This window comes from Xenorhabdus sp. PB30.3, from assembly GCF_963895965.1.
In the GTDB taxonomy this organism is placed as follows: Bacteria; Pseudomonadota; Gammaproteobacteria; order Enterobacterales; family Enterobacteriaceae; genus Xenorhabdus; species Xenorhabdus stockiae.
Genome location: NZ_CAWQMW010000162.1, coordinates 1 through 24,284, shown reverse-complemented (window position 1 = coordinate 24,284; position 24,284 = coordinate 1). Strand labels below are relative to the sequence as shown.

General features: G+C 42.8%; 16 protein-coding genes. 13 read left to right on the top strand and 3 right to left on the bottom strand.

Annotated elements, in window-relative coordinates; all coding sequences use genetic code 11:
* Nucleotides 1-134: 134 nt before the first annotated feature.
* Nucleotides 135-698, top strand: coding sequence for an MFS transporter (locus AACX38_RS16390; RefSeq protein WP_228864963.1), 564 nt, complete (start codon nucleotides 135-137; stop codon nucleotides 696-698).
* Nucleotides 699-961: 263 nt separating this feature from the next.
* Complete coding sequence (locus AACX38_RS16385) at nucleotides 962-12,706, top strand: non-ribosomal peptide synthetase (protein ID WP_228864962.1); 11,745 nt, start codon at nucleotides 962-964, stop codon at nucleotides 12,704-12,706.
* A 109-nt stretch (nucleotides 12,707-12,815) separates the two neighbouring features.
* On the opposite strand, the gene AACX38_RS16380 is transcribed toward AACX38_RS16385, so the two are convergent.
* Nucleotides 12,816-13,529 (bottom strand): NUDIX hydrolase, encoded by a 714-nt coding sequence (locus AACX38_RS16380; protein ID WP_228864961.1) that lies wholly within the window; start codon nucleotides 13,527-13,529, stop codon nucleotides 12,816-12,818.
* Between the two features lie 151 nt (nucleotides 13,530-13,680).
* Here AACX38_RS16380 and AACX38_RS16375 point away from each other — a divergent pair, with 151 nt between their 5' ends.
* The 6 genes from AACX38_RS16375 to AACX38_RS16350 all read left to right on the top strand — a co-directional run bounded on the left by AACX38_RS16375 (nucleotide 13,681) and on the right by AACX38_RS16350 (nucleotide 18,172).
* Nucleotides 13,681-14,703 (top strand): SPFH domain-containing protein, encoded by a 1,023-nt coding sequence (locus AACX38_RS16375; protein ID WP_228864960.1) that lies wholly within the window; start codon nucleotides 13,681-13,683, stop codon nucleotides 14,701-14,703.
* Nucleotides 14,700-15,623: a sugar kinase gene (locus AACX38_RS16370; protein ID WP_228864959.1), complete on the top strand. Its 924-nt coding sequence runs from the start codon at nucleotides 14,700-14,702 to the stop codon at nucleotides 15,621-15,623. The genes AACX38_RS16375 and AACX38_RS16370 overlap by 4 nt, the downstream gene beginning before the upstream one ends.
* Before the next feature lie 70 nt (nucleotides 15,624-15,693).
* Nucleotides 15,694-15,978: a hypothetical protein gene (locus tag AACX38_RS16365; RefSeq protein WP_228864958.1), complete on the top strand. Its 285-nt coding sequence runs from the start codon at nucleotides 15,694-15,696 to the stop codon at nucleotides 15,976-15,978.
* A gap of 417 nt (nucleotides 15,979-16,395) precedes the next feature.
* Nucleotides 16,396-17,205 carry a pentapeptide repeat-containing protein gene (locus AACX38_RS16360; RefSeq protein WP_228864957.1) on the top strand — a complete coding sequence of 270 codons (810 nt, stop codon included), beginning with the start codon at nucleotides 16,396-16,398 and terminating at the stop codon, nucleotides 17,203-17,205.
* Between the two features lie 2 nt (nucleotides 17,206-17,207).
* On the top strand, nucleotides 17,208-17,837 hold the full coding sequence (locus AACX38_RS16355) for a nucleotidyltransferase domain-containing protein (protein WP_228864956.1): 630 nt from the start codon (nucleotides 17,208-17,210) through the stop codon (nucleotides 17,835-17,837).
* On the top strand, nucleotides 17,834-18,172 hold the full coding sequence (locus AACX38_RS16350; RefSeq protein ID WP_228864955.1) for a hypothetical protein: 339 nt from the start codon (nucleotides 17,834-17,836) through the stop codon (nucleotides 18,170-18,172). Before AACX38_RS16355 ends, AACX38_RS16350 begins: the two co-directional genes overlap by 4 nt.
* 419 nt (nucleotides 18,173-18,591) lie before the next feature.
* On the opposite strand, the gene hxpB is transcribed toward AACX38_RS16350, so the two are convergent.
* A complete protein-coding gene (gene hxpB, locus AACX38_RS16345) occupies nucleotides 18,592-19,230 on the bottom strand; it encodes a hexitol phosphatase HxpB (protein ID WP_228864954.1) in 639 nt (212 codons plus the stop codon).
* Nucleotides 19,231-19,583: 353 nt separating this feature from the next.
* Here hxpB and AACX38_RS16340 point away from each other — a divergent pair, with 353 nt between their 5' ends.
* The 5 genes from AACX38_RS16340 to AACX38_RS16320 all read left to right on the top strand — a co-directional run bounded on the left by AACX38_RS16340 (nucleotide 19,584) and on the right by AACX38_RS16320 (nucleotide 23,485).
* Nucleotides 19,584-20,450: a radical SAM protein gene (locus AACX38_RS16340; protein WP_228864953.1), complete on the top strand. Its 867-nt coding sequence runs from the start codon at nucleotides 19,584-19,586 to the stop codon at nucleotides 20,448-20,450.
* Entirely contained in the window at nucleotides 20,447-21,154 is a 708-nt protein-coding gene (locus AACX38_RS16335; protein ID WP_228864952.1) for a deoxynucleoside kinase, read from the top strand. Before AACX38_RS16340 ends, AACX38_RS16335 begins: the two co-directional genes overlap by 4 nt.
* Before the next feature lies 1 nt (nucleotide 21,155).
* On the top strand, nucleotides 21,156-21,581 hold the full coding sequence (nudI, locus tag AACX38_RS16330; RefSeq protein ID WP_228864951.1) for a nucleoside triphosphatase NudI: 426 nt from the start codon (nucleotides 21,156-21,158) through the stop codon (nucleotides 21,579-21,581).
* 209 nt (nucleotides 21,582-21,790) lie between these two features.
* Nucleotides 21,791-22,144, top strand: coding sequence for a metalloregulator ArsR/SmtB family transcription factor (locus AACX38_RS16325; protein WP_228864950.1), 354 nt, complete (start codon nucleotides 21,791-21,793; stop codon nucleotides 22,142-22,144).
* A 57-nt stretch (nucleotides 22,145-22,201) separates the two neighbouring features.
* Nucleotides 22,202-23,485 (top strand): arsenic transporter, encoded by a 1,284-nt coding sequence (locus tag AACX38_RS16320; RefSeq protein ID WP_228864949.1) that lies wholly within the window; start codon nucleotides 22,202-22,204, stop codon nucleotides 23,483-23,485.
* A gap of 247 nt (nucleotides 23,486-23,732) precedes the next feature.
* On the opposite strand, the gene AACX38_RS16315 is transcribed toward AACX38_RS16320, so the two are convergent.
* On the bottom strand, nucleotides 23,733-24,116 hold the full coding sequence (locus tag AACX38_RS16315; RefSeq protein WP_228864948.1) for a hypothetical protein: 384 nt from the start codon (nucleotides 24,114-24,116) through the stop codon (nucleotides 23,733-23,735).
* Between the last annotated feature and the right edge of the window lie 168 nt (nucleotides 24,117-24,284).

Below are 24,284 nucleotides of genomic sequence, written 5' to 3'. Positions count from 1 at the left end.
TTTAAAGAGTGATCTGCTCTATAATTAAATTAATGACATTTTAAAATAAAAAATAAGATGCATTAATTTGTCTTATTTTTTTATTTGATAATACTACTTTCATTTATTAAAAAGATTAAAATTTGAGAAAGGTTATGCATTTTATTTCAGCATTACTTGCTACGTTTTTCCTTGCTTTCTTCTACTGCATCGTTCTGCTGACATTGCCTATGTTTTTCGCTGGGCCGCTGGGAAAAAATGATATTGAAATCGGGTTGTTCCTGTTACCCGCGACAATCATGTTCGCCCTAACCTCCCCCTGGATAGGCAATCGCAGTGAGAAATTTGGCCCGTCCCGCGTTATTTTAGCTGGCTTATTTTTATTTGTCGTTGCTGCAATTTTGCTTGCGTTTGCATCAACTCAGGTTAATGCCTGGTGGTTTATTGCCCCATTGATGCTATTTGGCATGGGATGGGGGTCAATCCTTGGGCCATCGACACTTATTGCACTAAGTGCTTTACCTCGTGAACAAGCAGCAGTTGCTATGGGAACCTCATGGACTCTCCATAATGTTGGAGGAGCCTGCGGTATCGCTTTTGCTGTATTTTTATTAGCCCGTTTTGATGCATTAGCTCAAGGCTATCAGGTTCTGATGTTAATTTTAGCTGGGCTTGCCTTGGTCTCAACCCTCATCTGCTATTCTCTGAACCGAAAATAACCTCCGGGGCTCGCTTTGCCCGAGCCTCACTCCTCACAGTACATACACTTAAAATTAACTTTTCTTCAACAAAAAATATCGACATCTGATATTAATTTCAGTTAATTTAATTTTCTGAAGTTATAGTTCGTTAAGTATTTTACATGGATATCGTCATCCAGCCTTATTACGTTTCTTTGCATCAAGGTTAGCCTAAGGCGATATACATCTATTTTTCAAATGGATAAGAATTAAAGCCAGACTCTTACCAAGGAGAAATGAGAATGTCACATGAGAACTCTTCACAAATTTCCTCAGCAGTTCGTGATAGCCATCAACCTATTTCGAATACCTATCCTCTTAGCTCTCCGCAGCAGGCCATCTGGTTTGATCAGGCGCTTCGGCCTGATTCTTATGACTACAATATCAACATATTTATCTGTGTCGAAGGAGAGTTGAATGAAGAAGTATTTGTCCGCGCCTTTGAACAGGTTGTTTATAGTAATGATTCTCTGAATCTGCAATTTATCAGTACACACGGCTTACCCGCGCAAAAAGTTGTCAGGCCACAATCTGTGACCATGGATATCCTCGATTTGTCATCATATCCCGATGATGTAGAACTCAAAGTAAAAGAACATATGGATGCTCAGTTGATGCGTCCGTTTCAACTGGATGATGTGCTGTGGCGAGCCAGTTTACTGAAAATAAGTAATACCTGCCGATATTGGCAATTCTGCGGCCATCATTTGATTATTGATGGTGCAGGTATGTTTATACTCTCTGAAAAACTTCTCGATACCTATAACCGATTGATGCAAGGAAAAATACCGGATAAGGTTACTTTCTCTTATCTGGATTTCGTTGGAGATGAACTCAATTACTTTGCTTCAGAACACTATTCTTATGACAGGCAATTCTGGTTACAGCGGTATGAAAGATTGCCTCCTCCATTACTCAAACCCGTCCAATCCCATAATCCGGCCGGTGATAAACCATCCACACCTGTTGTCGCACAATCTGTTATCTGGTCACTGGATCAGGATCTTTTTAAGCGTATAGAAGAGGCTATTGGCGGGCGGAAACTGCCACTCCTGCATTTCATGTATGCCGTTCTGGCCTGCTATTTTGCGCGGACAACCGATATCAATGAAATTGTTATCGGTATTCCCCTACATAATCGTAAAAATCCACAACAAAAGCAGACAGTAGGGATGATTGTGGCTGTATTTCCGATTGGTATCACCATTGAGCCGGAAGATACGTTTCATGATGTCATGGATAAAGTCGCCGCTGAAATGCGGTGTTGTTATAAACATCAACGCTTCCCGATGGTAGAACTTAACCGGCAACGCCATTCCCGGCAAAAAGCAGAGAACACGAAGTTATTTCATATCGCCTTATCTCTGGAGTCGATTGAAGCTAATTTTCTGATAGAAGGAGAGGACAACAGAGTCAAACTTTTTGACATGCAATCCGGTATACCTTATCCGCTGACTGTCAAAATAAAGCAACATACAGATATTTCCCGCTCTAATAATACCCCCCCTCCTATTTCCATTGAACTCCATGCTTCTCCTGATTATCTGAGCCATCAGGAATTAATAACACTCCGCTCCCGCCTTGCCGTTCTGCTTGATGCCGCTCTCACTACACTGGAAACACCCTCCCTAAAAAATACGAAAATAGTTAACCTGCCTATTCTGCCCGATATCGAGCGTCAGCAGGTATTAGTGGATTTCAACGCCACTCAGGCAAAATTTCAGCAGGATGCCCTGATTCATCAGTTGTTCGAAGCACAAGTACAACGCACTCCGAATGCGATTGCCCTGGTTTTTGAAAACCAGTCATTAACCTATGCCGAGCTGAACAAACGAGCCAATCGTCTGGCACACCACCTGATTGAGCTTGGTATCCGGCCTGATGATCGAGTCGCTATTTGTATTGAACGCAGTCTGGAAATGATGGTCGGGTTATGGGGGATCCTCAAGGCTGGTGGTGCCTTTGTGCCCCTCGATCCGGCTTATCCGAGCAACAGGCTGATATATATGTTCAATGATGCAGAGCCTGTCGCACTGGTGACTCAATCAGCAATAACAGAAAAATGGAATAAGAACCTACCAACTATACTGCTTGATAACCCGCCATATTCAGTTTTAGATGAAAGCTCGGCAGAAAACCCGAATATTCAGGCACAGGGACTCACTTCCCGTCATCTGGCTTATGTTATTTATACCTCCGGTTCAACAGGTCAGCCGAAAGGTGTCATGGTTGAGCATCGCAGCCTGTGTAATCTGATTACGACTCAGCAGAATAAACTTAACATCACGCCAGAAAGCAGGGTTTTACAATTTTCCTCAAATAGTTTCGATTCCTGTATTTGGGAATTCTGCATGGCATTACTAGCCGGAGCGCAACTTTACCTCGCCAGACGGGAAGACCTTCTGCCCGGAAAAATCCTGTCTCATTATTTAGAAACTCATGCCATTACTCTTGCACTGTTATGCCCCAGTGTAGTGGCAACAGTGGATTCTCTTCCTGCAACGCTGCAAACTCTGCTCGTGGGAGGGGAAGCGTGTCCGCCTACGTTGGTTAAGCGCTGGGCGAAAGGACGACGGATGATCAATGCCTATGGCCCGACAGAAACGACCATTTGTGCCACCTTTGGCCAATGTGATAGTCAGGAAAGCAAAGCACCTCCAATCGGCTATCCCATCGCCAATACCCAAATTTATATTCTTGATAAATACCACCAGCCCGTTCCTCCAAATATTACAGGAGAGATTTATATCGCTGGTGCCTGTGTTGCCCGTGGCTATCTGAACCGTCCCGAACTGACTGCCGAGCGTTTTCTCTCCGATCCGTTTTCTGCTGATTGCGGGGCTCGTATGTATAAAACCGGCGATCTGGGACGGTGGCTGCCTGACGGTAGAATTGAGTATCTCGGCCGCAATGATTTTCAAATTAAATTGCGTGGCCTGCGTATTGAGCTGGGTGAAATCGAGGCGAGGCTACATCAGTGTGATGGCGTACACGAAGCCGTGGTACTGCCTTATGACAACCCTTCTTATGAAGAGATTGCCGATCAAGACACACCAGATGAACATAATTCAGTATCAAAACATCTGATCGCCTACCTGCTGCCTGAAGCCAATGCCAGACTGGAACCCATGGCGCTCCGGCAACAACTCTCGCAGCACCTTGCCGAATATATGATACCCAGTGCCTTTGTAACACTTGATGCTTTTCCTCTGACAACCAGTGGAAAACTGGATAGACAAGCTCTGCCCAAACCCGATCACACTTCAATCGTCACACGCAGTTATCAGGCTCCCGTAGGAGAGCTTGAAACAGTGCTGAGCCAACTCTGGCAAAAATTGCTCGGCGTGAAATATATCAGCCGTTACGATCACTTTTTCGAACTGGGCGGACACTCACTATTAGCGGTGAGTCTGATAGAGCAATTGGGGAATATGGGCTGGGTTATCGGCATCCAGACTGTATTCTCTAAACCAGTACTGAATGAGATGGCTCAAGCGATGCTCTCAGTTCAGCAGTATGCCACTCAGGGAAATATAAAGCAGGAAAACATACCTGCATTCACTGTACCCGCTAATCTCATTCCTGACGGCTGTACTGCCCTTACTCCCGACATGCTGACTCTGGTTTCCCTGTCTCAGCATGAGATTGATACCATTACTGCTGCCATTCCCGGAGGCGCTGCCAATATTCAGGATATTTATCCGCTCACTCCGCTACAGGAAGGGATTTTGTTCCATTATCTGTTGCAGCAACAGGGCGATACTTACCTGCTACGCAATTTGCTCGCCTTTGACAGCCGTGAACGACTGGACAGCTTTTTGTCAGCCTTACAACAGGTTATTAACCGTCACGATATTCTGCATACTTCTATCTTCTGGCAAGGACTGGAACAACCCGTTCAGGTTGTCTGGCGTCAGGCCCTTCTGAGTATTAAGACATTTTCGCCAGAGTGTCATTTAACAAATAGTGAAGCGGATATTCCTGAACAATTACGGGCACACACTGATCCTCATCAGTATCGCCTTAATATCAGTCAGGCTCCGCTATTCTCTGCTGATATTGTTTATGATCCACTACGGGATGAATGGTTACTGGCATTGTGTATCCATCACTTAGCCTGTGACCATGTAACACTGGAAAGTATCATTAGTGAAATCAGCACATTATTAGGCAGTCATACTCAAAAACTGTCCCCGGTGTTACCTTACCGCAACTTTGTTGCCCAAGCGCTGAATGTTCCGGCTTCAGCTCATGAAGACTATTTTCGTGAAGTCCTCTCTGATGTGGAGGAACCAACGGTATCTTTCGGGATACTGGATGTTCATAGCGGAAATAAAGAAATCGCAGAGGCCAGACAACCTATTGATGCCAAACTAGCCAAAGCTATCCGTACACAGGCAAAACGTCAAGGAATAAGCCCCAGTATCCTGTTTCATACCGCGCTGGCTATGGTTCTGGCAAAAGTCAGCGGGCGCGATGATGTGGTATTCGGTACAGTTTTATTAGGACGAATGCAGGGCAGTACCGGTATCAATCAGGCGATGGGCTTGCTTATCAATACCCTGCCTATCCGGGTTAAACTGGCGAATAACAGCGTACAGGCGACGATTCAGGAAACCAGCCTCAGTCTGATAAGATTGCTGGAACACGAACAGGCCACTCTGACACAGGCTCAGAACTGTAGCGGCGTGGCGCCCTCTGTACCGCTCTTCAACACCCTGCTTAACTATCGTCATAGTCAGTCGAACCTTACTTTTAATAAATGGGAAGGGATTCGTTTGCTGATGCAGGAAGAGAGAATTAACTATCCGTTTGGTCTGTTTGTGGATGACTGGGGCGATGGATTCAGTCTGGTTGCTCAGAGCGTATCAGATATAGAACCCGTTCGTCTGATCAACTATATGACCACCGCCCTGACGGGATTGGTTAATGCGCTGGAAACCGCGCCCCACCAGCCAATTCTGAATATTTCGATTTTGCCAGCCAGAGAGCGTCAACAACTGCTGGTGGATTTCAACACAACACAATCCTATCAGGAAACACAACCTTATCCGCATTTGGTATTTCCCCTCCATACAGTTACCGTTTCCCAGCAAAAATTTATTCATCAGTCAATTGAAAAACAGGCTCAGCACATGCCTGATGCGATTGCGGTGATCTTTGAAGAACAGTCGTTAAGTTATGCCGAACTAAACCGTCAGGCCAATCGGGTAGCTCATTATCTGCTGACCCTCGGTGTACGTCCTGACAATCGGGTAGCCATCTGTACTGAGCGCAGTCTGGAAATGATCGTAGGATTGCTCGCAATTATGAAAGCCGGAGGGGCTTATGTTCCGCTCGACCCTCACCAGCCAGCTGAACGTCTGGCTTACATGCTTGAAGATTCGGCACCTGTTGCCCTGCTCACTCAAACACCCTTTGTTAATCTCACTCATCAGCTGACCGATAGCATACCTATTGTCAATCTGAGCAATTGTGAATGCTTGCTAACAGGCATGCCAGACCGTAATCCAGACCCTGACACTCTGGGGTTAACCTCACGCCATCTGGCTTATGTGATCTATACCTCTGGTTCAACCGGAGTGCCAAAAGGGGTGATGAATGAACATTGTGCTGTTATCAATAGTTTATTCTGGGCACAAAAAACGTATCAGTTAACGCCGCAAGATCGGATTTTGCAGAAAACACCATTCAGTTTCGATGTTTCGGTCTGGGAGTTATTTCCCCCTCTGATGTTTGGTGCCCGGCTGATTCTGGCTCGTCCGGAAGGCCATAAAGATCCACATTATTTATTGTCAGAGACAGAAAAACACAAAATTACTTTCATCCATTTTGTGCCCTCAATGCTACAGCTCTTTCTCAGTGCGATCCCCGCCGGTCGTTGTCTTTCTTTGCGTCATATTTTATGCAGTGGGGAAGCATTTCCTTACGCCTTACAGCAGAAATGTCTGTCCTATTTTGCCCACTGCCAGTTACATAATTTATATGGCCCGACGGAAGCGGCAATTCATGTCACGGCCTGGCAATGTGTGTCGGATCAGTATGTTGGTCGCATTCCTATCGGAAAACCCATCGATAACATCCGTATTTATCTGCTCGATAATCAGAAAAACCCGGTTCCTGTTGGTGTTTCAGGTGAGCTTTATATTGGTGGGGTCGCTGTTGCCCGTGGTTATCTGAACCGCCCTGAGTTAACGGATAAGCATTTTATTTCTGACCCATTTTCTTCAGATCCTGATGCCCGTCTGTATAAAAGCGGCGATCTGGCTCGATGGTTACCTGATGGTAATATCGAATATCTCGGTCGTAACGATTTTCAGGTCAAAATACGCGGTTTCCGTATTGAGCTGGGTGAAATCGAAGCGAAACTGGCACAATGTCATGGTGTACGTGAAGCGGCTGTCATTGCCCGGGAAGACGATTCTCATGAAAAAGCCGCTAATTGTGAAAAAGCAGTGGGTGATAAACAGTTAATTGCTTATCTGCTTGCAGATCCTGATACAAATCTTGATCCCGCAAAACTAAGAGAACAACTCGCACAACACCTTGCTGAATATATGCTGCCCAGTGCCTTTGTGATCCTTGATACCTTTCCGTTAACCTCGAGTGGTAAGCTCAACCGCAAGGCACTGCCAATGCCGGATCAGGCTGCACGGGTAACTCGTCATTATCAGGCGCCTATCGGAGCAACCGAAACAGAACTGGCCGAAATTTGGCAGGAACTGCTAAAACTGGAGCAAATTGGGCGTTATGACAATTTCTTTGAGTTAGGCGGTCACTCCCTGCTCGCCATCCAGTTTGCCACGCGCATACGCCAGAAACTGGCGCGGGAACTACCGTTACAGGAGATTTTTTCTCATCCTGTTCTGGCTGATTTAGCTGTGCTGATCGCTAATACTTCTGTGACAACTCAAACCACCATTACCCCCGCTGAACGCGATCCGCTCCTGCCGCTCTCTTTCTCGCAACAGCGTCTGTGGTTTCTTACCCGTCTTAATAGCGAAATCAGTCTGGCCTATCAAATTCCGACTGTCCTGCGTTTGGATGGGCATCTCGATCATGCTGCGTTTGCAACAGCACTTGACCATCTCGTCAGCCGACATGAAAGTTTACGTACCCGTTTTGTACTGGTGGATGAACAGCCTTATCAGCATATCGATAACGCGAATACCGGGTTTTCTCTGACTCATCACGATTTACGCAGTTTAGATGAAACAGCCCGCCTGAGCCGCATCAACGAACTGGTTAAAATCGAAAGACAGACACCGTTTGATTTCGCCAGTGAATCCATGATTCGGGGCCAGTTACTACAACTGTCTGATAAAGAACACGTACTGATCCTGATCCAGCATCACATCATTACTGATGGCTGGTCACTGGGCATATTGCTCCGCGAACTTAGTGCGCTCTACTCCACTGCTCTGGGAGAAAGTCAGACTTTCTTGTCCCCGCTTTCTATCCAGTACGCTGACTATGCTGTCTGGCAACAAAAATGGCTACAATGCGAGGATTTCGCTGTACAAAAAGCGTTCTGGCAAAACCAGCTTCAGGGAGCACCGGCACTACTGTCTCTTCCTACTGATTACCCACGCCCGCCAGAGCAACATTACACAGGGGATCATATTCCTGTTCACTTGAGTACTGATTTGCTCTCTGCACTCAAAGCGCTCGGACAACGTCAAAACACAACTCTGTTTATGACATTGCTCACTGCCTGGGGAATTGTACTTACCCGGTTAAGTGGGCAAAACGATATCGTTATCGGCACACCCGTTGCCAATCGTTCACACAGTGAACTCGAAGGATTAATTGGCTTTTTCGTCAATACCCTGCCTTTACGTATCGAAACTGAACAGTGCCACTCCGTAGCCGATTTACTCACCCATGTCCGTGAGCGCTCGCTTGCAGCTTACGCTCATCAGGAGCTGCCTTTTGAACAGTTAGTGGAAATTCTGCATCCTGAACGCAGCCTGAGCCATAACCCGATCTTTCAGGTTATGCTGGCACTGAACAATACAACCGAACCCTCCATCAAGTTACCGGGATTATCCGTTTCATTAATGGAACAGCCGCACAGCACCGCCTATTTTGACCTGACACTGGCACTGACTGAAACTCAGGATGGACTCAACGGTTATCTGGAATACGCATCAAGTCTGTTTGACAGAGCAACGGTTCAACGCATCGTGGGCTATCTCACCAATGTGCTGACAGCCATGACATTAGATGAAACGCAGGCTATTAGCTTCCTACCGATGTTATCTGTTGCCGAGCGTCAGCAGTTATTGACTGATTTCAACGATATTCCACCGGTTCAGTGTAATAAACCAACCCAAAACCCTGTTACCGGTCTTTCACAGAATATGTTGATTCATCAGCTATTCGAAGAACAAGTACAATGCACACCCGATGCAACGGCAGTGATCTTTGAAGAACAGTCATTGAGTTATGGCGAACTTAACCGCCTCGCCAATCAACTGGCCCACAGCCTGATTGCCTTTGGCGTTCGTCCTGATGATCGGGTGGCAATTCATGTTGAGCGGGGGCTGGATATGATTGTTGGCCTGCTTGGGATTTTAAAAGCAGGTGCCGGTTACGTTCCGCTTGATCCGGAATATCCCGTAGAACGGCTGACATACCAGCTCACTGACAGTAAGCCCGTCATATTACTGACCCAGAAACATCTACAAACGCGCTTACCGATACAAAATATCCCCATCTGGTTACTGGATGATGAAACTCATCGGGATGGTATGCAAAAACAATCTGCCGATAATCCTGACCACCAGCAAACGGGAATTCAGCCACATCATCTGGCTTATATCATTTACACCTCTGGTTCAACCGGAAAGCCGAAAGGCGTTATGCTCGAACACCGTAATGTGGTCAGCCTTATTGGCGCTCACTGTCAAATTAGTGAACCCGCGCCGGGAGATCGTGTGCTTCAGTTTGTTACCTTCGCATTTGATATTTCAGTATCAGATATTTTTCCTACTCTGGCCTCCGGCGCTACGCTGGTACTTCGTCCCTCTCACCTCAAAGTACCGGACAACACTTTTGTCGATTTCATACGTGAACAGAAAGTCACGATCATTAATGTGCCGACTGCTTTCTGGCATCATTGGGGACAGGAGATAAAAGCCGGACGCAGCGGTTTCAGTTCCTGCATTCATACTCTGATCGTTGGAGGGGATAAAGTAGAACCCCGCGGTTTAATAGACTGGTTTTCATGCCCGGAAACAGCAAACTGCCGCTGGTTCAACGCTTATGGCCCGACAGAAATCACCATTACTGCGACTGCGATAATGGTCAACAGGGAAATGATGATGGACAGCAATGATCATATTTCCCCCATCATTCACAGTATCCCGATTGGGCGCCCGCTCTCCAATACCCGCATCTATATTCTGGATACATTTGGTCAACCGGTTCCTATCGGTGTAAGTGGCGAAATCCACATTGGGGGCATGGGTGTTGCGCGGGGTTATTTAAATCAACCGGAGCTGACTGCCGAAAAATTTGTTGTTGATCCTTTTAGCAAGCAACCCGATGCCCGTATGTATAAGACCGGTGATCTGGCTCGCTGGCGCGCTGACGGTAATATTGAATACCTCGGCCGCAATGACTTTCAGGTTAAAATCCGCGGCTTCCGTATTGAGTTAGGCGAGATTGAAACCAGACTGCTCCAGTGTCAGGGTGTACGTGAAGCTATCGTACTGGCCCGCGAAGAGAGTTCTTATTCAAAAACAGGGAATGATAAACGCCTTGTTGCCTATCTTATCGCTGAACCCGATGCAAAACCGGAGCCCGCAGAGCTACGCCGACAACTTGCACAATACCTTGCTGACTATATGCTGCCCAGCGCATTTGTAATACTGGATGCGTTCCCACTGGCTCCTAATGGCAAACTCGACCGTCAGGCACTGCCTGCACCGGATCTGGATGCTATCGTTACCCGGACTTATATAGAACCGCAGGGTGAAGCAGAAATGGTACTGGCTGAGATCTGGCAGGCATTATTGAGGTTGGAAAAAATCGGGCGTTATGACCATTTCTTTGAACTGGGCGGTCATTCACTGATGATTATCAACTTAGTCGAACGACTACGCAGCCGTGGCTGGAGTCTTAATATCCGTGAGGTGTTCGTCACGCCGATTCTGGCTGAAATGGCAAAAACGATGCAAGTCACGGAGGATAACCCAGAGACATTCGCCATCCCTCCTAACCTGATCCCTGATAACTGTACCGCGATTACGCCTGACATGTTGCCGCTGGTTTCTCTGGCACAAGATGAAATTGATCTGATTGCTGCTGGCATTCCCGGTGGAGCCGCCAATATTCAGGATATCTACCCTCTTGCGCCATTACAGGAAGGTATGTTGTTCCATCATTTGATGCAAACGCAGGGAGATGTTTATCTACTACATACCCTGATCGCATTCGATAGCCGTAAACGCCTTGATGCTTTTCTGAACGCTTTACAACAACTCATTAATCGCCATGATATCCTGCGCACAGCTATCTGCTGGGAAGGGATAGCTCAGCCGGTACAGGTTGTCTGGCGTCAGGCATCCCTGCATATCAAGACCTTTATACCGGATACAGATAGTAGCGAAGACATTCCGGCTCAGTTGCTAGCGTACACCGAGCCTTGTCAGCATCGCCTTGATATCAGCCGTGCACCGTTATTCTCCGCCGATATTGCCTATGATCCGCATCAGGGTGAGTGGCTGCTGGCTTTCTGCTGTCACCACATACTTAATGACCATATGTCGCTGGATCATATCATTGCTGAAATCAGGGAGCTTCTGCACCAACGCATTGAACCACTGCCTCCGGCACTGCCTTATCGTGACTTTATTGCCCAGTCCCTGCACATGCCGATAGCAGATCATGAAACCTTCTTCCGTGAAATGCTTGCCGATGTGGATACGCCTACCGCTCCTTTCGGGATACTGGATATCTACAGTGAAAACAGGCAGATAACTGAGGTCATTAAACCACTAAGTGCATCTCTGTCCAGAGCCGTCCGTAAGCAGGCAAGCCGTCAGGGAGTCAGCCCCGGCGTATTATTCCACGTAGCACTGGCACAGGTACTGGCAAAAATAAGCGGGCGGGATGATGTGGTCTTCGGTACTGTTTTGCTGGGACGAATGCAGGGAAATGCCGGTATTGAACAAACACTGGGACTGTTTATTAATACCCTGCCTGTGCGTATCCGGCTGGCAAAAAACAGTGTTCAGGAAACCGTGAAAGCCACCTATCGCAGCCTGACACAGTTACTTGAACACGAACAAGCGTCACTGGCACAAGCACAGCGCTGTAGCAACATTGCACCGCCTCTGCCACTTTTTAATACGCTGCTGAACTATCGTCATAGCCAGCCAAATGTCACCAACACACTATGGGAAGGCATACATCTGGTCACCGGCAAGGAAAGGACGAATTATCCTCTTTATCTTGCCGTGGATGATTTAAGTAAAGGCTTCCTGCTGAGTGCTCAGTCAGTTGCGGGAATTGATCCTGCTTATCTGATTACCTGTATGACCACAACGTTGTCCGATCTGGTACACGCACTGGAAAATGAGCCCCAAAAACCGATTATGGATATTTCTACTCTGCCTACCACTGAACACCGGAAATTACTGGAGGACTTTACTGCCGCTCAGACTGATCTGCCACCAGCTATGCAAATTTCAGCTCAACCTGCTACTGTAGCCTATCAGGCACCGCTTGGTAATGTAGAAATTGCACTGGCAGAGATATGGCAGGAATTATTGGAACAGAAACAAGTAGGTCGCCATGATAATTTCTTTGCACTGGGAGGCCATTCATTAACAGCGGTACAATTATTATCCCGTATGCGGAAACAGAATATGGAAATCCCGCTCGCACTGCTGTTTTCTCATCCGACAATATGCGAATTGGCTGAAGTTATAGTTCAAAATCATACTATTGGCGTGAATAGCTCTGATATTACTCGTTAGATAAGGTAAAAAAATGAATTAGCTCCACTGTAAGTGAGTGGGGCTAATTCATTATTTATGAGCACCAATTTTCATTGGTCACCATAGCTGGATTATATTTGTAGATAGATTAAAACTCTAAGTTACGGATAAAGCGGTAATCGGCAGATTCCGCCTTGAGACGGTACAAGTTAGCTGGGCGGCCTCTCTCATGGCGTTTTTTACCCGTATCAATCAATAAGTCAGCCTGCTCTAAACGGCGTCTGAAAGATTTTTTTTGTAATGTTTTGCCAATTAGCACTTCATGGACATGCTGTAATTCTGTCAGCGTAAAAACTTCAGGTAGCGCGAATCCTGGTACGATGGAATACAGTGATTTCTGTTGTAGTCTCTCCCGCGCTTGCTGATACAGCTGCGTATGGTCAAAGGCCAGCGACATTTTTTCTATTTCGTCAATAGGAACCCATTTAACGGATTCGACAGCATCAATATGATGTTCACAGGATTGATAAGCAATCAGCGCGGTATAACATACAGTGACAGACCATCCCCGTTTATCGCGCTGGCTGTTACCAACAGTACATAGCTGCTCAATATAAGGAGGGATCACGCCTGTTTTTTCTTTTAACTTCCTTAAGATCGTCTCTTCAAGTGTACCGTCCTTATCTTCATCAACAAATCCTCCCGGTAGCCCCCACATACCTTTATCGGGATGGTTCGCGCGTTCAACAAGAAGCACTTTCAAGGTTTCATCATGATAGGTAAACAGCACAGCATCAACACTAAGAAGGGGTGAAAGGTAGTCCTTTCTATCGTAGTGGGTTAAATATTCACTTTCATTCATTGGCTTAATTATCACTGAGTCATTTGGTTATCCATGAAGACGATCATACGTTAAAAAAATATTTTGTCATTAAGACACTTAATCCTTGACTGATTAGTGTCAATAAGACAATATTCAATTATTGTCATAGGGACACTAATTGGAGATAGCTATGTTTAACATTAATTACTTCAAAGCAGACTCATCTACCTTCGTCATTAAATCGGTCAATGGCAAGGTAATTAAACAAGGTAAAGGGATCAGTTTTTGGTACAACGCGACAACAACCTCTATTGCGGCATTACCATTGAATGCCCTAGAAGCGCCGTTTATTTTTAATCTTCAAACAGCGGATTTCCAAAGCTTACGTATTCAAGGCCAAATCACATTTCAGATAAAAGCCCCCGAAAAAACGGCGGGTGTACTGAATTACAACTTGACGCAAGATGGTAAATCTTATGCTTCCGAAGACCCGTTAAAACTGAGTGATAAAGTGGTACGCAGTGCACAAACATTGATTCAGGCAAAAATCCAAACCACATCAATGCGTGAAGCATTATTAATGAGCCAGTTATTGGTAATCCATTTAAGTAATCAACTGAATACACAGTCAGCATTAGGAACTCTCGGTATCGATATTATCGATGTGTCGATTGCTGCAATCACACCTTCGCCAGAAACCTTAAAAGCTCTTGAAGCTGAAGCGAGGGAGTCGATACTAAAGGAAGCCGACGATGCTATTTATGCCAGACGAAAATTTTCTGTCGAACAAGAACGCATGATCAGAGAGGCGGAGTTAGAAACGGATTTATCTGTACAGAACAAACAGCAGGAAATCGAAGAGGCGCGTCTGGAAAACGAACGAGCTCTGTTACGCGAAAGAGCGGAAATTGAGCAAGAAAAACTCATTGCAGAAGTGAATGCAGAAGCGAAGCGCAATGAACTTGTCTCGTTACGTGTTTACAATCAGCGAACTCAGTCAGATGCAGATGCTTATGCTATCGAAGCGAAAATGAAAGCTTATCGCGAGTTGCCTGTTGAGAACTTGAAAGCAATGGCACTGGCTAAAATGAATCCAGAGCAGTTAGTAGCAATGGCATTTGAATCTTTGGCACAGAATGCAGGCAAAATCGGTGAACTAAATATCTCTCCTGATTTATTTGGTCAAATGATGAAAAAAGGGACTAAAGCATGAATGGGATGGAGAATATTCGCTTTATCTTAGTTACCCGAAAAACCCGATTACAGGAACTGATCGAGCGTTTCAATACATGGCCACAGGCGAAATTTTATTTGGAGCATAATAATGTCGAATCCGATGATTATCTTGCAGAACATGACCACTACCAAAAACAGTTAATCCAAGCAGAGTCCGTCCTTAAAGCGTTAGGACGGTTCCAACTCCTAGAAAGATCATTACTGCCGAGCTATCAGTTTTCTTCTCACGATATCGTGATTGTAATAGGACAGGATGGTCTGGTAGCTAATACATTGAAATATTTAAATGGTCAACCCGTCATTGCCATTAACCCTGACCCTACCCGCTGGGACGGTAAGTTATTACCTTTTGATATTGGTCAGCTTCGTAATGTTGTTATGAGTACAATAAAAAAGAAGATGCCAAATAAATCCGTTACCTTTGCTCAGGCCACTACAAACGATGGTCAGACATTATTAGCGGTGAATGACTTGTTTATTGGCCCCAAAAGCCACACTTCAGCGCGCTATATGATCAAGTGGCAAGGGCAGCAAGAACTCCAATCTTCATCTGGCATCATTGTTTCAACAGGATTAGGCTCAACTGGATGGTTTCAGTCTATCTTAGCGGGAGCTCAGGCCATCATGGGGGCAGATTATCACCCTTTGTCTCAGGGATATGGTTGGGGGGAGAGAAAGCTTCAATTCAGTGTACGAGAGCCTTTTCCCAGTAAAACAACGGGCATACAGCTAGTATTTGGCACAATTGAGGAGCGTTCACCGTTGCAATTGGAATCGTTGATGCCTGAAAATGGCGTGATTTTTTCTGATGGTATCGAAGATGACTATCTACATTTTAATGCAGGTTGCATTGTGTCAATTGATATCGCAAACGTACAAGGACAATTGATTGGCTAGATTTAAGTATATTAGTTCAGATGATACCTAACATATAGTGACTTGGAATAATATTACATTAGGACAAAATATGAAATCATGGATACAAGGTACAGAACTTTCAGAATACATTGATTTAATAGGAAATAATAATGCCGAATATTATAGAAAAGTGCTTCTCGACTATGTTAATCAGTATCAGGATAATTTCCCATTCGACTTATTAGAAGAAGTCTGTCTCTATATGCAGAGAAAATCTGAAACGGGTGATATGGACTTCTCTACCGTACCTAGTGAAATCATTGATGCAATAGAGATTGGCTGTTATGAGTATTGCATGAGTTTAATGAGGTTTCAGCAGCTTATAAGATATTGATTAAAGCGCAACTACTCACCAGTACTGACATGAAATCTCTCATAAACCATATGCTCGAAGCCTTTTCTTGTAATTTTACTGAAGATAAGTTCTTCAATCAGGAAATACAAAGATTAAGCAGTGTATTCATGCTACAGAAATACCAAAAACAAAGGTAATGTGTCGATAATGAACTTTACTACCGTTAGATCTAATAATGCCCCAGACCATGGCACAATCAAGTAAAGAAAATAAAGGGAAATATACAGACACAACAGTGTCCTGTGGAAATTGATTGTATTAGTTTATACACGCTGTGATCAGAATAGCAACTAGAGTTGAAAAGTTGGCTTACGGACACCATTATTGAGATTGTCGAATAGACTTTCATATGGTGTTGGACATCATTATAACCAATTTAAATTAGAGTTGAAATATATGTTAGAAAACAGTGAAAGAGTAACTATTACTGACAAGAAGTTTACGGGAGAAGAAATTAAAAATAATTATATCAATACGTTCTTCATTCGGGTTGTTGCAAAAGACATGATATTTATAGATGTAAATTTTAGATACTGTATATTTGATGCGGCATATCTGAGAAACTGCAAATTCGAATCTTGCGACTTTACGGGTTGTCGATTTATCAATAGTAACCTTGTGGGCTCTGCTTTTAATGGTTGCAAGTTTGATTATACGATGTTCGAGAAAACTCAGATTGATACAGACATTTTGCTTACAGGTTGTCCAAGTGCAGAAAACCTTAAACTAAAGTTTGCACGGTCTTTAAGAACAAACTATCAGCAAATTGGTGATGCCAAAGCAGCTAACAAGGCTATTAACATTGAATTGAAAGCTACAGAAGAGCACTTGTATAAGGCATGGCATTCAAAAGAATCTTATTATAGAAAGAAATATAAAGGATTCGTTAGGGCTAGTCTATTTACGGAATGGTTGAAATTTAAACTGCTTGACTTCATTTGGGGTAACGGTGAAAGTGCTTACAAGCTATTTAGAGCCGTATTATTGATGTTAGTAATTATCACCATATACGATGTTTTCAAATTTGGTGATCCTAACATTGTAAATAACTATTGGTCTTCATTTGTAAAATCACCTCAAATTCTATTTGGTGTTAATGGAACAACAAAATATCCCGGATCTTTTTTAGCTTTAATGTTTGCTACTAGATTAATCATGTTTGGTTTCTTTATGTCAATTATCATTAAACGATTCAATAGGAGATAATTGTGCATATTTATGCGTTTGGTTCAGTATGTCGGGGAGATATTGATTTAGGCTCTGATATCGACATGTTGGTCATTACCAACGGGCAATTAAACAACATTAATCCCTCAGATTATTCAATTTATTCGTATGAACGAATAAATGAACTATGGGAGCAAGGCAATCCTTTTGCTTGGCATCTTCATCTAGAATCGAAGTTAGTTTTTTCACAAGATGGTTACAATTATTTAGAAGATTTAGATAGTCCCAATAAGTACTTAGATGGAGACTCTGATTGTTTTAAGTTCTATGAGATATTTAATGCAGCTCACCGATCAATCAAAGAGTCTTCGCTGTCTCAAGTGTTCGATCTTTCTACGATATTTTTGGCTATTAGAAATTTCGCGACATGTTACTCACTTTCACATTTAGAACACCCTAACTTTTCCAGACGCTCTAGCTTAAATCTAGGAGAGCTTAGCATTTCAATTGAAGATGAGCCATTTCGTATATTAGAGGCCGCGAGAATACTATGCACAAGAGGAATTGGCTCTAACCTTACAGACTCTGAAATAAAAATTGCAGTTAATAGTATTCCAGAAATAAATTGTTGGATGAAATCTTTGATGAATGAAGGAAAACCAAAGCTATGAGTGAGTTTAGAAACAGAATAGAATCTCAGCGTGAGGTTGTAAAAATCGTAAACAGTTTCAACTTGTATAAGGAACCTTTGTTTAGTTTAACAGCAAAATCAATAAATAGGTGGGTCTCTGTCAATACTATAAATCCCCAAGCCCACCATGTTGATTTAATTACTCAGACTTCAAGAAAGTTGTTCTTCTTAGCTAATAAAAGCCAAGAACAGATAACTGATGACTATCAGCAGTTGTCCAAAGAGATAACAAACCTCTTAGATAAGATAAACCGAGAAATGGATAAACTAAGTAAAAAAATGTTGGCTAACAAAGCGCTTAAGAGTAATTCGTAACGCTAGGTATTCTCAGTTCAAAGAACCTGTTTCTAAATTTTCGTAATTTTCTGTTTTTTATACAGTTTATTTATTAAATAAAACAGGTGAAAAGATGGACGAGAAACAGTTACAAGCCCCAGCTACTGAGCTGACTAAAAAAACTGACCGTTGAAACGGTCCTGAGGGGCAAAACCGCCCCTTGGACAGCTTGTACCCAATATTAGACATTAATAGCGAAGGTTACATCGCCGTAAGGTAACATCATCATACTCCTACCTCAAGCTACTTTGAAATATTCAATTCTTAATAGCCTGTATATTCCCTCATGGAAACCAATATCAGTCGCATATTAAATTTTATTAGTCGAATGAAAGAATAATGAAACTAAGCTCTCTATTCATTTGAAACACTAAGAGCTATTTTTTAGTTACAATTAATTAAATTATATTCTCCAATTCATGTATGCTTTTTATTTTCCAATCAGCAACATCCCAATATGCGTGATTGTATTCGATATTATTTGGTATCACTATGCATTTCATTGAGGCAGCTTTAACTGAAATCATACCGGTTTTTGAATCTTCTATTCCTATACACTCTGTAGGTAAAACATTCAATTTTTTTGCGGCGTTTAGATAAACCATTGGGTGGGGTTTATTATATGCCATATCCTCAGCAGAGGATATATAATCAAAATAATTATCAATACCACATTGTTCAACTATTTTTAACAAGAAGGATAATGGAGAAGCAGAAGCAATGCCAATTTTAATATTCCTCTTCACTAATAGTTCTAAGCACTCGACTATCCCATCCATAATTGGTTTTTCCGTAAGAATTAATTCAACCCCTTTATGAAAAAGCTCTTTTTCAATTTTAGATTTATTTAAATTATTTTTATTATAAAGTCGACAAGCTCTATCTATCATACCGGATACTGGTATACCTGCCATACTGAGCATTTCATCATAAGTGATAGGAATACCATAATGATTTAAAATTAGCATACCTGATTTTTTCCATAGTGGCTCAGAGTCTATCAGTACACCATCCATATCGAAAATAACTGCTTTCATACTCACCTCCTTTGCTTAGTTATACAATGCCATGCTTATTTTATATCCATTAAACTATTTTTGTGTTTACTTTAAATTTTAAATCATTTCATTTATCAAACTGTAGTAAGTTTACCTCTATCATTTTATACCTAATTAATTATTTTAGTATCGTGATATATGTATTTAATGAAAAAAATTTCCTTTTCAAGGTGAATCTCACAAATATTGATCCAGATCTCTGTACATCACTTCTTTTGAAAAAAAAGCATGTTACTGCTTGAATTTTATTCCTTACAGAGTATTTTAATGTTAATAACCATACAGAATGTAGTGTTTATTGGGATTTTTCATTAATCATATAAGGATGCTTTATGGACATTAGTAGCCTACTTATGGACTTCAGAATAACCTCACATTGTAATCTTGATTGTGATCTATGCTTCCGAAACCCAGGCATAGAAGACTCTCCTCTCACCACCGCATTTACTGTCATTGACCGGATGTATCAAATGGGCTTCCGTCGTATAGGTTTTACAGGAGGGGAACCTACTTCAAGAGCAGACTTTATTGAATTAATTGAATATGCAAAAAACATTGGATTTATGACCTACTTATCAACAGTTGGACATCGCTTCATGATGGATCATAAGCGATTAAACCCTGTTTTAGACTGGGTGGGAATGCCAATTGACGGTATTAACCAACAAGTTAATACGGATATTCGCAGTGGTAAAATGAGCAATCAACATAGAGTTATCAAAAATATATTGATGTGGCTCCCTAAAGCACATAACAATATTAATATAAAACTAACCACAGTTGTTTCCCAGTCAAATATTAATACCTTAAACGATATTGTTAGCTGGATTGAGAATCTTCCTTATAAAATTCAGGCATGGCGATTTTATCAGTTCTGCCCATTAGGGGTCGGAAAAGAAAAAAGAGATAAACTGGAAATAGAAACCGATTTGTTTATCTACAAAATGGAAGCACTGAAAAAACAGTATCCAGCCATGCCAATAAGCTGGGCTACCTTTGAAGAGCGTGATAAAGCCAATGTCGTCATGGAACCAAATTTTGATATTATTATTCCTGATGGTGAAAACTATACTCTGCTTGGTAATATGCTGGTTGACCCGCCAGAAAAAATTTTTCAGGCAATTTTCGGGAATAGTGAAATCATGCATAAATGTGAAAATAATCGATTTTGGTTGGATAATAGGGAATTTACAGCATGAAATATGATTATCTTTATATGGACCCTTGGTCCGTAGACAAAAGAGAAGGAAACCTAGAAAGAAAATCACTATATATATGTCTATCTGGAAACTCAGGTGTGGGCAAAAGTACCCTGCTTAAACGACTATCTTCATCCCTATTTCAACATGATCCATATACCATCGCCATTGACGAAAAAAGTGTTCACCATTCTTTCCTGCAGTATCTTTTTGAGGATACCAATAACTACGGTTATTTAATACAACTCAACTTTATGATCCAACGGGCTTTGCTAATAATATCTTGGATTGCTAAGGGATTTAACCTAGTAATGGAGCGTTCTCACCTTGAAGATTACATATTTATTAATTTCATGCTGAAGACGGGGTATATCAATGAATCACATCACAGAGCATATATGCAATTATGGGAAGAAATAAATCATATTATTCCTGTACCAGACCTTATCGTTTTCCTTAATTATTCCGCAGAACATTCTCTTCAACATTTACATGCTGATGAAACTCACGGCATCCGCCCCAAGGAGTTTCCTGATGAAGTGACAAAAATTAAATGGATAAAAGGCTGGCATGATGAGTATCAATACTTTTTGAATAACCTTCCCAAAAATCTCCGGAACAGAGTGATGATTTGTCAAGGCCCGGATAATATTAACGAATTTTCTGATATAGTTATCAATAAAATAAATATGCTGCGGAGGTGATATGCGTCAAAGAACAATTGTCTGTCCTATCATTCAGAATAATGGAGAATACCTGCTTTGTAAGATGGCATCTGATCGTGGTGTTTTCCCGGGTCAGTGGGCATTGTCCGGAGGAGGAATGGAGCCCAATGAAACAATGGAAGCAGCACTGAGACGAGAAATCAGGGAAGAGCTGGGTGATACTCTGAAAATAACAGAAGTGAAACCTTGGGCTTTTCGTGATGATATCCGGATTAAAACGTATCCGGATGGCACCACAGAAGAAATTTACATGATTTACCTCATCTTTGACTGTATAAGTACCAACCGAGACATTACATTCAACGAAGAATTTCAGGAAATTGAGTGGGTATCACCAGAAGCCATGAAGACCATGGACTTGAATGAAGCGACACGAATTACCTTTACCCAGAAAGGAATAATCTGATAAATTCCACCGGCTCATTCCTGCCATCCATGATAAAGGCAGGGACGGGCCAAACAGCTCTAACGCTAAAATCTACAGGCCTGAGAGACATACTGTGTATCATCGCCAGACCGGAATATGGGGCCAGAGTCGTGGTTCACGTGCTTTCGGCATTTGCTGCCCTGCATCCGCCACTACGCACCCCGCGCGTTTCTTCATTAGGAGTATTTATGACTCAGCTTACCCCGCTTCATTTTTTCAAATATCTTTCGGATGAGACGCGCCTTCGTATCATGTTGTTGCTACGTGAGACCGGCGAGCTGTGTGTTTGCGATATCTCAACGGCACTTCAGGAACCGCAGTCTAAAACTTCGCGCCATCTGGCCATGCTTCGCGAAGCCGGGCTACTTCTAGATCGACGTGAAGGCAAGTGGATTTACTATCGTTTGTCTCCACATATCCCTGTCTGGGCAGCCAATGTTCTTGAACAGGCTTTTCAATGTCAGCAGGCTGAGATAGCTCAGTTGAGTACGCGACTTCAGAAGATCAACCCGTCAACAAGCGGCAAATCTGTCTGTCAGTAACAAAAAATTTATTCAAACAAATTCGATTTTTCACATATGTATATTTAGGAGAAAACTATGTGGCTTGCAGGGGCAATTTTTATTCTGACTCTGATTCTGGTGATATGGCAACCAAAGGGGCTTGGCATTGGCTGGAGTGCTGTCATTGGTGCCACACTTGCCTTGATCACGGGTGTTGTCCATGTCAGTGATATTCAAGTAGTGTGGCAAATTGTCTGGAACGCAACGGCAGCCTTTATCGCTGTTATTATCATTAGTCTGTTGCTTGATGAATCGGGATTTTTTGAATGGGCAGCCCTGCATGTTGCACGTTGGGGAGGAGGCAGAGGCCGCTGGCTTTTCACCTACATTATTTTGCTCGGAGCCAGTGTTTCTGCGTTGTTCGCAAACGATGGTGCGGCGTTAATTCTGACACCGATAGTGATTGCTATGCTTCTGGCGCTAGGTTTCAGCCGGGGAGCCACGCTGGCATTCGTCATGGCCGCAGGATTTATTGCTGATACGGCCAGTTTACCGTTGATCGTCTCCAATCTGGTGAATATCGTCTCTGCTGACTTCTTCAAACTGGGATTTCATGATTATGCCTCAGTAATGGTACCGGTTGATATCGCTGCTATCACCGCTACGCTTGCCATGTTGCACTGGTTTTTCCGCAAAGATATTCCGAAAGCCTATGACGTTGCGAAATTGAAATTACCGCGTGAGGCTATTCGTGATGTGCGCACATTCAAAACCGGTTGGATTGTACTTGCCCTGTTATTGACGGGTTTCTTTGCCCTTGAGCCTTTAGGCATCCCTGTGAGTTTGGTTGCCGCTGTCGCCGCTCTTGTCCTCTGGCTGGTTGCTCGCCGAAGTCATGTGATCAATACGGGTAACGTACTAAAAAAGGCACCCTGGCAAATCGTTATTTTTTCACTTGGGATGTATCTGGTGGTATACGGCTTGCGTAATGTCGGTCTCACCGATGTGCTGTCTGGCATACTGAATACCTTAACTGATTACGGTCTTTGGGGAGCGACGCTGGGCACCGGTTTCCTGACAGCAATTCTATCATCGGTGATGAATAACCTGCCTACCGTTCTGGTTGGTGCACTTTCTGTTGAATCCAGTACGGCCACGGGGGTTATCAAAGAGGCTATGATTTACGCCAATATTATTGGCAGTGATCTGGGACCTAAAATCACGCCCATTGGGAGCCTGGCAACGTTACTTTGGCTGCATGTTCTCGCGCAGAAAAATATCATTATCTCATGGGGTTATTATTTCCGCGTCGGGATCGTGATGACCATTCCGGTTCTTTTTGTGACGTTGTCTGCACTGGCACTGCGCCTGTCGTTTTAATAATCCTTTAATTATGGGCCGGATCTTCCGCTAAACAGAAAGATAATGTGTAATAGCAGATATCACTATTTATCATAATCCGGCCTGTAGTGCTTTGCGCAATGCACTGGAATTGATCCGTAACAGTGTATTACTGACCGGCGGTAGCACTCTTGAAAGCCGGGCAGCATTACAAAAGTACCAAACAGCATAGGCAGGGATGTCTAAACCGATATCATCCCCGTCCTATCGCCATAATGTATCCTATTTAAAGCCTATTTTGTCCCATTCCAAACGCCACAAGCCCGTCCTTATAACACCTCATAATTTTTATCGGTGACCCAGAGGAATAGGCTGTTAATAAAAGTGAAAAAGCAGCCCGTGTATTTTCGGCAGCCACAATATCATCTGGAAGTATTACATTGTGTTTACTACTTACGTAATTATAAAAAGAGATTGTTACTTCTTTTTTTGAACCATTGGGTAAAAAATTGAAAGTAACACTACCATCATTACCATCATCTACCCCAATATAAACGCCTTGTATATATCCTGTACGTCCGTTGTTTGCTTTACAATTTCCTGCAAAAGCATAAGCATGACCTTGCATAATTATCATAATGAAAATGCCAATCATAAATTTAATTTTCATATTATATTCCTTTAGGCTTTAACAAATAATCTATTAAAACATCGTCACTATTCTAAATATCATATCATTAACCATATCTGTAAAGATTGATCTGTTTAATTAAGAAACCAAAAAAATAAGATTAAACTAAATATTAAAAATCCACTTTAAAAATTCACACCTTAAATA